This window comes from Nocardiopsis sp. M1B1, from assembly GCF_052466615.1.
Genome location: NZ_CP196194.1, coordinates 2,825,947 through 2,838,683, shown reverse-complemented (window position 1 = coordinate 2,838,683; position 12,737 = coordinate 2,825,947). Strand labels below are relative to the sequence as shown.

The window sequence follows — 12,737 nt, the reverse complement described above, 5'->3', positions numbered from 1 at the left end:
GGAGGCGGAGGGGCCGGGGGCGGGACCTGGAGAGGGCGAGAGGGAGAGAGGCAGGACATGCTGAGCGAAACCGACATGCGCCACCTGCGGCGCGCGGTCGATCTGGCCGAGGAGTCCCTGGAGGCGGGTGACGAGCCCTTCGGCTCGGTGCTGGCGTCCGGGGAGGGGACGGTGCTCTTCGAGGACCGCAACCGCGTCGCCGGCGGCGACCCGACGCAGCACCCGGAGTTCGCCATCGCCCGGTGGTCGACCACCCGCATGAGCCCCGGGGAACGGGCGGCGGCGACCGTCTACACCTCCGGGGAGCACTGCCCCATGTGCTCGGCCGCCCACGGCTGGGCGGGGCTGGGCCGGATCGTGTACGTGGCCTCCTCGGCGCAGCTCGCCTCGTGGCTGGAGGAGTGGGGCGTGCCCCCGGCGCCGGTGCGGGCGCTGCCGATCGGCGACATCGTGCCCGCGGTCGCGGTGGAGGGGCCGGTGGACTCCCTGGTCGCGCGGGTGCGGGCGCTCCAGGCCCGCTTCCACGGCCGGAGCTGACACCGGCGCTTTCCCCGCAGCCCGTCGACGGCCCCGCCCGCGCTGAGCGCGGGCGGGGCCGTCGGTGCGGTGAGCGCTGTCAGCGTCTGAGGTCGGTCAGCGCGTGAGGCCGGTCGACGCGGTGGACGCCGTCAGTCCTTGTCGTCGTCGCGGGGTTCGAACCGCCCCTGGATGACGCGGCCGCGGTCGCGCGGAGCGGCGTCCTCGTCGGCGCGGGGGCCGAACGGGTTCTGGCCGGGGCCGAACGGCCCCGCGGCCGGGCCCGCCCCCGGGCCGCCGGGGGCGGTGGACCCGCGGACGACGAACTCCTCGTTCATCCGCTCCTGCATCCTGCGCACGCGGCGCTGCGCCCACGAGGCGAAGGCCCAGCGCAGGACGGGGCGGGTGAAGGGCAGGACCATCAGCAGGCCGAGCACGGCGGTGATGAACCCGGGGATCACGAGCAGGATGCCGCCCGCCATGAGCATGAGCGGGTCGAGCAGGCCCCCGCGCGGCTGCTCGCCCGAGCGCATGGCCTGGTCCGCGTCCCGGAAGGCCCTGGTCCCGGCCCGGCGCAGCACGGCCACGCCCAGGACCATCAGCGAGACCAGCGCGGCCAGCGTCCACGGGACGCCGATCCAGCCGCCGACGACGATCATCAGCCACACTTCCAGGAAGGGCAGCGCCATCAGCGCCAGCACTGTCAGCAGCGGCATGCGTAACCATCCTCCGGGTCGTCGGCGGGAGCTCCCCTACAGGAGAGAACGCGCGCGCGGCCTCCAGGGTTCCCCCGGGCGCGTGCTTCCCGGCCGGGCGTCCGCGTGAACGTCCCTCGGACGCGTCCTCCCGCACGTCCGCACGCGCCCGCACAGGGCCCTGCCGCCGGCCCCCTGCCTCCCGGGCGCGGGGCGGGCTCTCCCCCTCAGGCGCGGCGACGGCGGCCCAGGACCACCGCCACGGCCACCGCGCCCAGCCCCAGGGCGCTCAGGAGCGCCTCCGGCGCGGCGCCCAGGCGGGTGGCGACGGTGGTGCCCTCCATCGCCTCCAGCTCGGCCACGTGGATGTCGGGCACCGCCTCGGGCGAGCTGTAGGCCAGGCTCCCGTCGGGGTTGACCACGGCGCTGACGCCGCTGGTGGAGACGACCACCGCCGGGCGGCCGTGCTCGACGGCGCGCAGCTGGGTGATGGCCAGCTGCTGGTTGGTCTGGCCGGTGAAGTTGTAGTTGGCGTTGTTGGTGGGGACCACGATGACCTGCCCGCCCGCGGCGACGGACTCGCGCACCGGCAGGTCGAAGGCCACGTCGAAGCAGATGCCCACGGCCAGGGTGGTGCCGCCCACGTCCAGGGCGCCGGGTTCGGTGCCGGGGACGGCGTCGGAGCTGACCTGCTGGAGGCGGGCCACGAACCGCGTGAAGAAGTCGCGGAAGGGCACGTACTCGCCGAACGGCACGAGGTAGCGCTTGTCGTAGATCTCGCCCGGCCCGGTCCGGGGGTCCCAGACCACGCTGCTGACGTAGCGGGTGCCGTCGTCGTTGAAGCGGCTCATGCCCCACAGGAGGGGGACGCCCGCGTCGGCCGCGGCGGCGTCGATGATCTCGCGCGCCTGGGGGTCGCGGAAGGGGTCGATGTCGCTGGCGTTCTCCGGCAGCAGCACCATGTCCGGCTGGGGGTACTCCCCCGCGCGGACGGCGTCGGCGAGTTCGTGGACCCCGTCGGCGTGGTTGTTGAGGACCTGCATGCGCTCGCCCGCGATGGACATCTGTCCGACGTTGGGGACGTTGCCCTGGACCATGCCGACGGTGACGGTGTGCGAGACGTCGGGGCGGCCGATCGCGGGGGCCACGGCGCCGCCGGCGACGACGGCCGCCGCGGCGGCCAGTCCGATGACGGCCGGGACCCAGCCGGTCCGCAGCGGGCCGCCCGTGTTCGCGGGGCGGCCCGGGCCCGTGCCCGCCGCGTGCGCGGCGTCGCGATCGTTTCGGTCGTCCCGATCACCGCGTCCGGCCCCGAGGGCGCCCGCCAGGCGCAGCGCGCTCCACAGCAGCAGGCCGCCGGTGAGGGCGACCGCGAAGGTCACCAGGGCGGAGGAGCCGAGGGCGGCGTAGCCGACGAAGGGCGTGTCGGGCTGGGCGAAGGCGAGCTTGCCCCAGGGGAAGCCGCCCAGCGGCCAGCGGGCGCGCACGGCCTCCTGGGCCACCCACAGGGCCGCGGTCCACAGCGGCCAGCCGGGCAGGCGCATGGCCACGCCCAGGGCCATCGCCATGGGGAGGAAGTAGACGGTCTCGGCCCCGGCGATGAGCAGCCACACGTCGACGCCGAAGATGTCCTGCCAGTGCACCAGCGGGACCATGAGCGTGGCCCCGGACAGGGCGCCGAGCCAGGCCGCGCGGCGCGTCCGGGCCCCCGCGACGGCGAGGGCGAGCAGCGCGGCGCTGAGCGGGCCCAGCCACCACAGGCCGTAGGGCGGCAGCGCGAGGAGCTGGGCCAGACCGGAGCCGACCGCGGCGAGCACCCGCCACAGCAGGTCGTGGCGTCCCCAGCGGTGTCCCGGCGCGAAGGCGGAGGCGAGGGAGCGTGCCGGGTTCGCCGTCCGCTCCCGCCCCACCGGTTCCGGCGAGGATCTGTCGGAGCCGTGGGCGCTGCCCTGCTCGGTGTGCTCGGCAACCACGTGGGGTGCTCGCTTTCCGCTGGCTGGTGAGAGGTGCTAGCGGTCAGCATATGGGGGGACGCGGAAAAGGCCCGAGCCACCCTTCGGACCGGCTCCGTCCCGTCGGCGGCGAGCTCGGAAGACCGTTGTCTACTGGATGTTCGGGCCTTTTCCGGGTCCAACCCCCCGCCCGGTCGCGGTACTCCACCCCTCACCCGATCCCAGCTGCACCTGGCGCGTGATGCAGCGTCCGATCGGACGAGTGGGGGCCGCACAACCGGTCCGTCCAGTGCTGGACTGGTCGTTAGGTTACCCAGACTCCCCGACCCGATGCCTCAACCCGGCTGCCGTGTCGTGGCCGCCGCCCCGAGGGCGTGGAGGGGAGAAAGGAAGGAACCGTCGGACAGGCTAACGCACCTGGGGCCGCCACGCCAGCTGAGCGGACGGGGTTTGTGTCTGACCGCAATCGGATCGACATCGACCCAAGTATGGACTTTTCGATCAAGATCGTGTCTGATGTGATCAGTACAACGGCCTGGTTCGATCAATTGCGAAAGTCCCAGGTCGGCGGCGCGGACACCCCGATGATCCGCGTCACCCCACACCTCGACCCCGGCCCGGGAGCTGACAACCATGGCGGAGATCGTCCTCGATGGCGTTGACAAGATCTACGGCGGCGACGTCAAGGCCGTCGACAACCTGAACCTGAAGATCGAGGACGGCGAGTTCATGGTGCTCGTCGGCCCCTCCGGCTGCGGCAAGTCCACCGCGCTGCGCATGATCGCGGGTCTGGAGGAGATCACGGGCGGCACGCTGGTCATCGGCGACGAGATCGTCAACGACCGCCCGCCCAAGGACCGCGACATCGCGATGGTCTTCCAGAACTACGCGCTCTACCCCCACATGACCGTCGAGCAGAACCTGGCCTTCGGCCTCAAGCTGCGCAAGGTGGCCAAGCCCGAGATCGCGCGCCGCGTCAAGGAGGCGGCCGAGATGCTGGGCCTGGAGACCTACCTCAAGCGCAAGCCGGGCGCCCTCTCCGGCGGTCAGCGCCAGCGCGTGGCCATGGGCCGCGCGATCGTGCGCGAGCCGCGCGCGTTCCTCATGGACGAGCCGCTGTCCAACCTGGACGCCAAGCTGCGCGTGCAGATGCGCGCCTCCCTCAACCAGCTCCACGAGCGCCTGGGCGTCACCACCATCTACGTCACCCACGACCAGATCGAGGCCATGACCCTGGGCGACCGGGTCGCGGTGATGCGCGACGGCCGCCTCCAGCAGGTGGACACCCCCAAGCGCCTGTTCGACGCCCCCGTCAACCTGTTCGTGGCCGGGTTCATCGGCTCCCCGGCGATGAACTTCGTCGACGCCGAGCTGGTCGCCGAGGGCGACGGCGCGGTGCTCACCTTCGCCGAGCACAAGCTGCCGGTCCCTGCGAGCGTCCTGGAGGCGCGCCAGGGCCTGCGCGACTACCTGGGCCGCAGCCTCATCCTGGGCATCCGCCCCTCGGACTTCAACGACGCCGACCTGGACGGCAACGGCGACCCGCAGATCCAGGTCAAGGCGAGCGTGACCGAGGAGCTGGGCACGGAGATCAACGTGATCTTCACCGTGGACGCCCCGCCGGTGCGCCACGAGGACGCCACCGCCCTGGCCAAGGACGCCGCGGGCGAGGAGGGCGAGGGCGACGGCCTGCCGCTGGGCGGCAACACCTCGCTGTTCACCGCCCGGGTCAGCCCCCGCAGCAACGTGCGCCCGGGCCAGCCGGTCAGCCTGTCGGTGGACGTGAGCCAGCTGCACTTCTTCGACCCGCAGAGCGGTCTGGCCATCGGCCACCCCGACAACGCCTGAGCCCGTCTCACAGCGCCCCGCCGGGCCCTCTCCCCCTCCTGTGGGAGGGGCCCGGCGGGGCGCACCCGTGCGCGGGGCCCGGCGGTCGCGACCGCCGTCGCGCGCCCGCGGGAACAGGCCCGGCGGGGGCGCGGACCTTATCCAGTCCGCACCGGGGCAAACCTTGCTCCGAGGACACAGTCACGCACCTTGGGGCAAGGCATCTGTTTCTTGACCCCCGGATGAGCGCACCCCAACGATTGTGTGGTGTCCAACCGAGCCCCCGGAGCCGCTCTCGTCACCGAGTCCGCGCCCGAGCCCGAGCCCGCCGTCGACGTCCTGCACGGCCGTCCCGTGCCCGACCCCTACCGGTGGTTGGAGTCCGCCGACTCTCCCGAGACGCTGCGCTGGCTGGAGGAACGGGGCCGCGAGTACGCGGCGGAGGCGCTCACCTGGCCCCTGCGCGACCGCCTGGCCGGACTCATCCGCTCCCTGGTGGACACCGACCTGTGGAGCCCGCCGGTGCACCGGCCCGGCGCGGTGTTCGCCACCGTGCGCCCGGCCGGGAGCGAGCACCCCCGCCTGGTGGTCCTGACCGGGGACGGCCCGCCGCGCACCGTCTACGACCCCGTGGCCGAGGACCCGGCCGGACACACCACCCTGGACGCCTGGGAACCCTCCCCCGACGGGGGGCTGGTCGCCGTGCAGACCTCGTCCGGGGGCGTGGAGCGCGGCGCCCTGCGCGTGATCGACGCGGGCAGCGGGGAGCCCGTGGGCCCCGAGGTGCCCGAGGTGCGCTACTCCCACGTGGCCTGGGCGCCCCGGGGCGTCCCCGCCTTCTACTACGTGCGCCGCGACGGCGCCAGGGGCGTGCGCGGCGTGTGGCTGCGCCGGGTCCTGGACGGCACCGAGACTCTGGTCCACGCCTGCGCGGCGTCCGGAACCGTGCCCGGGGTGCGCGTCCTGGGGAGCCGGTGGCTGCTGGTGTCCGAGAGCCACGGCACCGGGCACCGCACCGACCTGTGGCTGGCCGACCTGACCGGCCCGACCCGCCCCGCCGCTCCGGCCGACCCGAGCGCCCCGACCTGTGAGACCGGCCCGACCGACCTGCCCGAGCGGCCCCCGCTGCGGCCCGTCCAGGTGGGCGAGGAGGCCGAGACCGAGGCCCGGCTGGGCCCGGACGGCCTCCTGTACCTGCGCACCACCCTGGGCGCGCCGTGGCGGCGGATCTGCGCGGTCTCCCCCGAGGAGCCGGGGGTGGGGCACTGGCGCGAGGTGGTGCCCGAGGAGGACGGGGCGACCCTGGACGCCTTCGCGCCCTGCCCCGCCGGACCCGAGGGCGGCACCGCCCTGTTCGTCGCACGCACCCGTCTGGGGATCAGCGCCGCGGCCGTCCACGACACCCGCACCGGCGGGCTCCTGTACACGGTGGACCTGCCCGGTGAGGGGATGGTCTCCACGCCGGAGACTGCGCCCGACGGGTCGGTGTACCTGGGGTACGCGGACGTGGCCACCCAGCAGCGGGTCCTGCGCCTGGCCCCCGGGGAGCGCACTCCGCGCCCCTGGCCGCCCGGCGCCGCCGAGGCACCGCCCTCCCCGGCCGTGGAGCGCTCGGTGGTCTGGTGCCGCTCCGCGGACGGCACCCGGGTCCCGGTGACCGTGTTCACCGCCGCGGGCCGCGACCACGCCGCGCCCGGCAGCGGGCTGATCCCCGAGCCGACCCTCCTGCACGCCTACGGCGGCTTCGGACGCCCGCGCCAGTTCGGGTTCAGCGCGACCGTGCTGGCCTGGCTGCTCTCGGGCGGCCGGTACGCCGTCGCCCACGTGCGCGGCGGCGGGGACGCGGGCCGCGACTGGCATCTGGCCGGTTCGGGCCGCGGCAAGCCGCGCGCCGTGGAGGACCTGGTGGCCGCGGCGGCGGCCCTGGTCGGGGCGGGGATGTGCACCCGCGAACAGCTGTGCCTGTCGGGCGGCTCGGCGGGCGGGCTGCTCGTCCTGGCCGCCGCGGCCGCGCGCCCGGACCTGTGCGGGGCGGTGATCGCCTCCGCTCCGCTGGCGGACATGGCCCGGTTCGAGCGGATGGGCCTGGGCCGGATGTGGACCCGCGAGTTCGGCACCGCCGCCGACCCCGACGACTTCGCCGCCCTGATGTCCTACTCCCCCTACCACCGGGTGCTGGAGAGCACCGGGGACGGGCCCGGACGGCGCTTCCCCGGCGTCCTGCTCACCGGCTTCCACGGTGACACCCGCACCGACGCCGCCCACCCGCGCAAGATGTGCGCGGCGCTGCTGGCGGCGGCCGCGCGGGAGGAGGGGCGCCCGCCCGTCCTGCTCCGGTACGAGCGCGACGTGGGCCACGGCCCGCGCGCGGTCAGCCGGGCGGTGGGACTGGCCGCCGACGCGCACGCGTTCGCGGCCCACCGGACGGGGCTGTCGCCGCGCTGAGCGCGGGGGGCGGCCCTGGCAAGAGAAACGGCACACAGAAAGCGAGGTGTGGTGCGTATGGACCCGATCGAGGTCGAGACCGAGGACCTGGCCGAGGTGACCTCCCGCGACATCACCGCGGGTGGAGACAGCGACGGCACCGACTCCAGTTCCGACTTCATCTGATCGCGTCCCGCCCGGCCCGGTCCCCCCGGGTCGGGCGGGGCCCAGCCCCCGTGCACGGAGAGGACGCCCCCTCATGACCGATCCCGGCCACCTGTTCACCCGGACCCTGAGCGACGTCGTGGGAAGGGAGGCCCTCACCGAGCGCCTGTCCGAGGAGTTCGTCTTCGCCGACCTGGGCGCGGACGCGGTGCGTTCGCTGCTGACCTTCGACGACCTCAACGGCCTGCTGGCCACCTGCTCCCCCGAGCCGCCCAGGCTGCGCCTGCACCGGGACGGGTCCCCGGTCCCGGCCGACCGCTACACCGAGGCGGCGACCTCCTCGCGCAGCGCGCGGCGGGTGGTGCGGCCCGAGGCGCTGTACCGGGAGCTGCGGGAGGGGGCGAGCCTGGTCCTGGACAGCGTGGACCGGATGCATCCGCCGGTGGGCGCGGCGGCCGACGACCTCATGCGGCTGGTGCGCGAGCGCGCGCAGGCCAACCTGTACCTGATCTGGGGCGGCTCGCGCGGCTTCGACACCCACTGGGACGACCACGACACGGTGATCGTCCAGGTGGAGGGGACCAAGCACTGGCAGGTGCACGGCCCGGGGTCGCGCCCGTACCCGATGAAGAACGACGTGGACCACGCCCACACGCCGCCGCGCGACGCCGACGGCGAGCTGCACCTGGTGTGGGAGGGCGTGCTGCGGCCGGGCCAGGTCATCCACGTGCCGCGCGGCTGGTGGCACACGGTGACCGGGACCGGAGGGGTGAGCATGCACCTGACCTTCGGCTTCACCCGGGCGACCGGGGTGGAGTGGGCGGACGCGCTGGTGCGGCGGCTGTTCGAGGAGGAGGTGTTCCGCAGGGACCTGCCGCGTTTCGCCGACCCGGACGTGCGGCGCAAGCACCAGAGGGCGCTGGCGGCCCGGGTGGCGGAGCTGGCCGAGGAGCTGGACCTGGACGGCTTCCTGGCCGAGCGGGACGCGCGCTTCCCGCGCCGGACCTCGTTCTCGCTGCCGTGGCCGGTGGAGGAGGGGGCGCCGCCCGCGCACGCGCGGGTGGAGTTCGTGCCGATCCTGCCGCCGCCGCTGTCGCACGACGGCGAGAGGGTGGCCGTGACGGTGGGCGGGCGCCGGTACCGGTTCCCGGCCGTGGTCGGACCGGTCCTGGAGGCGCTGGCCGAGCACCGGGAGCTGACCGTGGCCGAACTGGCCGAGCGCGCGGGCGCGGAGGTCGAGCGGACGGCGGAGGTCGTGTCCGCGCTGTCGCGGCACCACCTGGTGGTGGTGCGGTAGCCGTCCACAGGCGCGCGAAGGGCCTGGTGGGCCGGGCCCGCGCGCGCCTACCGTAGTAGTAGGGGGGTCCCCGGCCCGCCCGCTTCGCGCTGCCCGCGCCCCGAGGGCGACCGGCACCGCTCAGGGCAGACGCGCCAGCACGTGGGCGTCCAGGAAGCCCCGCTCGGAGGCCGGGTCGTGGAGCAGCCGGGCGAACACGACCAGTCCGGCCCCGGTCAGCAGCTCCGCGAACCGGTCCACCGGCCAGCTGTAGGCGGGCGCCACCTTATGGTCGAAGCGGACCGGCTCCGGTCCCTCGGTCCCGAAGAACGAGGCCAGGAGCAGGCCCCCCGGCGCCAGGACGCGCACCTGCTCGGCGAGCAGCGCGGGCAGCTCCCCGGGCGGGGTGTGGATCATCGAGTAGTGGGCCAGCACGCCGCCGAGCGCGCCGTCCCCGACCGGCAGGGCCTCCATCCGCCCCTGGTCGAACCGCAGCGCCGGATGGGCCCGCCGGGCGTGCTCGACCATGCCCGGGGAGAGGTCGAACCCGCGGGCGTCCAGCCCCAGCTCGCACAGCATGGCCGTCAGGTGCCCGGGCCCGCAGCCGACGTCGGCCGCACGCGGGTTCCCCGTCGCGCGTACCAGCTCGGCGAAGGTGCCGATCATGTTGCGCGAGAACGGCTGCGTCTCCAGCCGGTCGGCGAACAACGACGCGTACAGCTCCACGACCCCGTCGTAGGCCGACCCGGTCCGTTCCTGGTGCTCTGTCACGGCACAGCAAGCTAGCACCCGCGCGCGTCCGCCGCCTCTCCGGCCCGGTGGCCGGGCCCGCCGCTCCCCCGCGCGGGGGTCTTCGACCGCCAGACCGGGCAGCGGGGCCGGGAGGCGGCTACTCCCCCGCGCCCGCGGGGCCTTCCCGTTCCCCCTCGGCGCGCTGGCGCTCCACGTAGACCTCGATGCCGTCCAGGATCCGGCGGACGGAGAAGTCCAGGTCCTCCGCGGGCCCGCCCGCGCCCTCCTGCGGGATGTCGGGGGTCTCCTCCAGGACCCCCTCCCGGAGCAGCCGGTCGATGGTGGGGAACCTTTCCGGGGTGACGACACGGCGCAGGCCCCTGCTGTAGTCGCGGCCGGTGTCGGCCATCGTGCCGCCCGCCGCCCGGGCCGCGCGGCTGATGTCCAGCTCGATGCGGATCGTCTCGCGCTGGACGGCGGAGAGCATCGTCAGTATCTGGAGCGACCAGCCGATGTCCAGGCCGGAGCGGGAGACCTCGCGCAGCCCCGCCTCCATCCAGCGCAGCCCGTTGGGCCCGCTGGGCGGCCCGTTCAGGGTGAGGTAGACCGTCCACGGGTGGCGGCGGTACATGGCCTCCGCCGTGCGGACCCACTCCTCCACACCGGTCCGCCAGTCCCCGTCCTCGCGCGGCGGGGGCGGATCGCCGTCCATGGCCGCGTCGTTCATGAGGACGAGCATGTCCTCCTTGCTGTCCACGTACCGGTACAGCGACATCGTGGTGTAGCCCAGCTCCTTGGCCACCCGCTGCATGGACACGGCCTCCAGGCCCTCGGCGTCGGCGAGGGCGACCGCAGCGGCCACCACCGCCTCCCGGCTGAGCCGGGGCTTGGGCCCCCTCCGCGGTTCGGGCTGGCGCAGTCCCCACAGGAGCTCGACATCCCGCTCCATCCGGCTCGTCCCCTGGTGCTCGGCCGTCATACCCCACCCGTCGTCGGCTGCGTCGTTGACACCATCCTAGATCTGTGTGTTACTTACACTAATAAATGTACGTCATAAACAGTTTATGGAGCACACTGCCATGTCCCACACGACCCCGGCCATCAGCGCCGAGAGGTTGTACAAGAGCTACGGCGCCACCCGCGCCCTGGACGGCCTCGACCTGACCGTCGAGGCCGGAACCGTCTTCGGCCTGCTCGGCCCCAACGGCGCGGGCAAGACCACCGCCGTGCGCGTCCTGGCCACCCTGCTGCGCCCCGACTCCGGTCACGCCCGCGTCGCCGGGCACGACGTGCTCACCCAGGCAGACCGCGTGCGCGCCGAGATCGGCCTGACCGGCCAGTACGCCTCGGTCGACGAACTCCTCACCGGACGCGAGAACCTCGTCATGTTCGGCCGCCTGTACGGCCTCACCCCCCGGGGCGCCGACGAGCGCGCCCGTGCCCTGCTGGAGCGCTTCGACCTCGTCGAGGCCGCCGACCGGCGCGCCGACGGCTACTCCGGCGGGATGCGCCGCCGCCTGGACCTGGCCGTCAGCCTCATCCAGAAGCCCGGCGTCCTGTTCCTGGACGAGCCCACCACCGGGCTGGACCCCCGCAGCCGCCTCCAGGTCTGGGAATCGGTGCGGGCCTTGACCGCCTCCGGGACGACCGTGCTGCTCACCACCCAGTACCTGGAGGAGGCCGACCAGCTCGCCGACGCCGTCGCCGTCATCGACCACGGCCGCGTCATCGCCGAGGGCACCCCCGACTCCCTCAAGACGCAGGTGGGCGGCGACCGCCTCGACGTGGTCGTGCGCGACCCCGCCGACCTGGACGCCGCCGCGCGGCTCCTGGGCGCGGCGGTGTCCGCCCGGGCCAGCGTGCACCGCGACGAGCAGCGAGTCAGCGTTCCGGCCGAGGACCGCATGGAGGCGCTGACCCGGGCCGTACGCGCCCTGGACGGCTCGGGACTGCGGGTGGAGGACGTCGGCGTCCGCCGCCCGAGCCTGGACGAGGTCTTTCTCGGCCTGACCGGAACGACCGCCAGCGGCGGCGAAGGCGCCCGCCGAGCCCCTCAGGAGGTGTCCCGATGACCGCCGCCACCGCTCCCTCTGCCGCTCAGCGTCCGCTGACCAACGGAAGCCTGCCGCCCCGCCAGCTCACCCGGGCCCAGCGCCTGCGCAAGGCCGGGGCCGACACCCTCGTGCTGACCCGCCGCAACTTCCGGCACATGGTCCGCGACCCCTTCGAACCGGCCATCGCGATCACCATGCCGGTGGTGATGGTGCTCCTGTTCGGCTACGTGTTCGGTGACGTGATGGCGCCCCCGGGCACGGAGAACTACCGCGAGTTCCTGGTCCCGGCGATGCTGGCGATGGTCATGCTCTACGGCATCGGCGGCACCGCCTCCGGGATCGCCCGCGACACCGCCCGCGACGTGATGAGCCGCTTCCGGTCCATGCCCATGTCCCCCGCGGCCCTGCTCGGCGCCCGCGCCCTGGCGGACATGGCGCGCGCCTGCCTGGAGGTGGCCCTGCTGCTCCTGGTCGGGTTCGCGATGGGCTGGCGTGCCGAGGAGGGGGTCTCCGGGGCCCTGGCCGCCGTCGGCGTACTGCTGCTCTTCCGGCTGGCTCTGGTGTGGCTCGGGGTGCTGCTGGGTCTGGTGCTGCCCACGGCCGACTCCGTGAGCATGATCGTCTACCCGCTGACGTTCCCGCTCAGCATGCTCTCGACGAGCTTCATCCCGTCCGAGGCCATGCCCTCGTGGCTGGCCCCGGTCGCCGAGTGGAACCCGCTGTCGGCGGTGGTCACCGCCACCCGCGACCTGTTCGGCAACCCCTCCCTGCCCTCGGACTCCTGGCCCGCGGAGAACGCGCTGCTCGTGGCCGTGGCCCTGCCGGTGGCCGTCATGCTCCTGGTCACCCCGCTGGCCGTGCGCCGCTTCCGGCGGCTCAGCCGCTGACCCGGCGGACCGACGAAGCCCCGGCGGTCCGGCGCCCCCGGCCTCCGGGCGGTTCCCGCGGAGGCGGAGCCGCCCGGAGGCCCGCCCGGCCCCGCCCTGCCGCGGCGCCGGGCGGCCGGAGTCCGGCCGCCCACCTCCCCTCTCCCCCGCGAGCCCGGCCCCGCGGCGCGGTCCCCTGCCCGTATCCCCGTCTCTTCCAGAGGAACGAC

10 protein-coding genes are annotated in these 12,737 nt (G+C 74.5%); 6 read left to right on the top strand and 4 right to left on the bottom strand.

Going from position 1 to position 12,737, the window contains the following annotated elements; all coding sequences use genetic code 11:
• Nucleotides 1-57 precede the first annotated feature (57 nt).
• On the top strand, nucleotides 58-537 hold the full coding sequence (locus ACSTA4_RS12120) for a nucleoside deaminase (RefSeq protein ID WP_444963605.1): 480 nt from the start codon (nucleotides 58-60) through the stop codon (nucleotides 535-537).
• Nucleotides 538-668: 131 nt separating this feature from the next.
• Here the strand turns inward: ACSTA4_RS12120 and ACSTA4_RS12115 are convergent, their stop codons facing one another.
• Together ACSTA4_RS12115 and lnt are read right to left on the bottom strand one after the other, a co-directional pair.
• Nucleotides 669-1,232 carry an FxsA family protein gene (locus ACSTA4_RS12115; RefSeq protein ID WP_444963604.1) on the bottom strand — a complete coding sequence of 188 codons (564 nt, stop codon included), beginning with the start codon at nucleotides 1,230-1,232 and terminating at the stop codon, nucleotides 669-671.
• Between the two features lie 206 nt (nucleotides 1,233-1,438).
• The gene (gene lnt, locus ACSTA4_RS12110; protein ID WP_444963603.1) at nucleotides 1,439-3,184 is read right to left on the bottom strand and encodes an apolipoprotein N-acyltransferase; all 1,746 of its coding nucleotides are present in this window, start codon (nucleotides 3,182-3,184) and stop codon (nucleotides 1,439-1,441) included.
• 612 nt (nucleotides 3,185-3,796) lie between these two features.
• Between lnt and ACSTA4_RS12105 the strand changes: the two genes are divergently transcribed.
• From ACSTA4_RS12105 to ACSTA4_RS12095, 3 genes are all read left to right on the top strand, one after another.
• A complete protein-coding gene (locus ACSTA4_RS12105; RefSeq protein ID WP_444963602.1) occupies nucleotides 3,797-5,011 on the top strand; it encodes an ABC transporter ATP-binding protein in 1,215 nt (404 codons plus the stop codon).
• Nucleotides 5,012-5,254: 243 nt separating this feature from the next.
• Nucleotides 5,255-7,435, top strand: a complete 2,181-nt coding sequence (locus tag ACSTA4_RS12100) for a prolyl oligopeptidase family serine peptidase (protein ID WP_444963601.1) — start codon at nucleotides 5,255-5,257, stop codon at nucleotides 7,433-7,435.
• Nucleotides 7,436-7,673: 238 nt separating this feature from the next.
• On the top strand, nucleotides 7,674-8,876 hold the full coding sequence (locus ACSTA4_RS12095; protein ID WP_444963600.1) for a JmjC domain-containing protein: 1,203 nt from the start codon (nucleotides 7,674-7,676) through the stop codon (nucleotides 8,874-8,876).
• Between the two features lie 120 nt (nucleotides 8,877-8,996).
• Here the strand turns inward: ACSTA4_RS12095 and ACSTA4_RS12090 are convergent, their stop codons facing one another.
• The gene (locus tag ACSTA4_RS12090) at nucleotides 8,997-9,626 is read right to left on the bottom strand and encodes a class I SAM-dependent methyltransferase (protein WP_444963599.1); all 630 of its coding nucleotides are present in this window, start codon (nucleotides 9,624-9,626) and stop codon (nucleotides 8,997-8,999) included.
• A 118-nt stretch (nucleotides 9,627-9,744) separates the two neighbouring features.
• Nucleotides 9,745-10,566: a TetR/AcrR family transcriptional regulator gene (locus ACSTA4_RS12085; RefSeq protein WP_444963598.1), complete on the bottom strand. Its 822-nt coding sequence runs from the start codon at nucleotides 10,564-10,566 to the stop codon at nucleotides 9,745-9,747.
• A gap of 100 nt (nucleotides 10,567-10,666) precedes the next feature.
• Between ACSTA4_RS12085 and ACSTA4_RS12080 the strand changes: the two genes are divergently transcribed.
• The gene (locus ACSTA4_RS12080; protein ID WP_444963597.1) at nucleotides 10,667-11,659 is read left to right on the top strand and encodes an ATP-binding cassette domain-containing protein; all 993 of its coding nucleotides are present in this window, start codon (nucleotides 10,667-10,669) and stop codon (nucleotides 11,657-11,659) included.
• On the top strand, nucleotides 11,656-12,528 hold the full coding sequence (locus ACSTA4_RS12075) for an ABC transporter permease (RefSeq protein ID WP_444963596.1): 873 nt from the start codon (nucleotides 11,656-11,658) through the stop codon (nucleotides 12,526-12,528). The genes ACSTA4_RS12080 and ACSTA4_RS12075 overlap by 4 nt, the downstream gene beginning before the upstream one ends.
• Nucleotides 12,529-12,737: the final 209 nt, after the last annotated feature.

Excerpts from the sequence above, each read along its gene's own strand:
- ACSTA4_RS12115 (WP_444963604.1), bottom strand. The coding sequence starts at position 1,232 with ATGCCGCTGCTGACAGTGCTGGCGCTGATGGCGCTGCCCTTCCTGGAA.
- ACSTA4_RS12095 (WP_444963600.1), top strand. The coding sequence starts at position 7,674 with ATGACCGATCCCGGCCACCTGTTCACCCGGACCCTGAGCGACGTCGTG.
- ACSTA4_RS12085 (WP_444963598.1), bottom strand. The coding sequence starts at position 10,566 with ATGACGGCCGAGCACCAGGGGACGAGCCGGATGGAGCGGGATGTCGAG.
- ACSTA4_RS12075 (WP_444963596.1), top strand. The coding sequence starts at position 11,656 with ATGACCGCCGCCACCGCTCCCTCTGCCGCTCAGCGTCCGCTGACCAAC.
- ACSTA4_RS12105 (WP_444963602.1), top strand. The coding sequence starts at position 3,797 with ATGGCGGAGATCGTCCTCGATGGCGTTGACAAGATCTACGGCGGCGAC.
- ACSTA4_RS12080 (WP_444963597.1), top strand. The coding sequence starts at position 10,667 with ATGTCCCACACGACCCCGGCCATCAGCGCCGAGAGGTTGTACAAGAGC.
- ACSTA4_RS12120 (WP_444963605.1), top strand. The coding sequence starts at position 58 with ATGCTGAGCGAAACCGACATGCGCCACCTGCGGCGCGCGGTCGATCTG.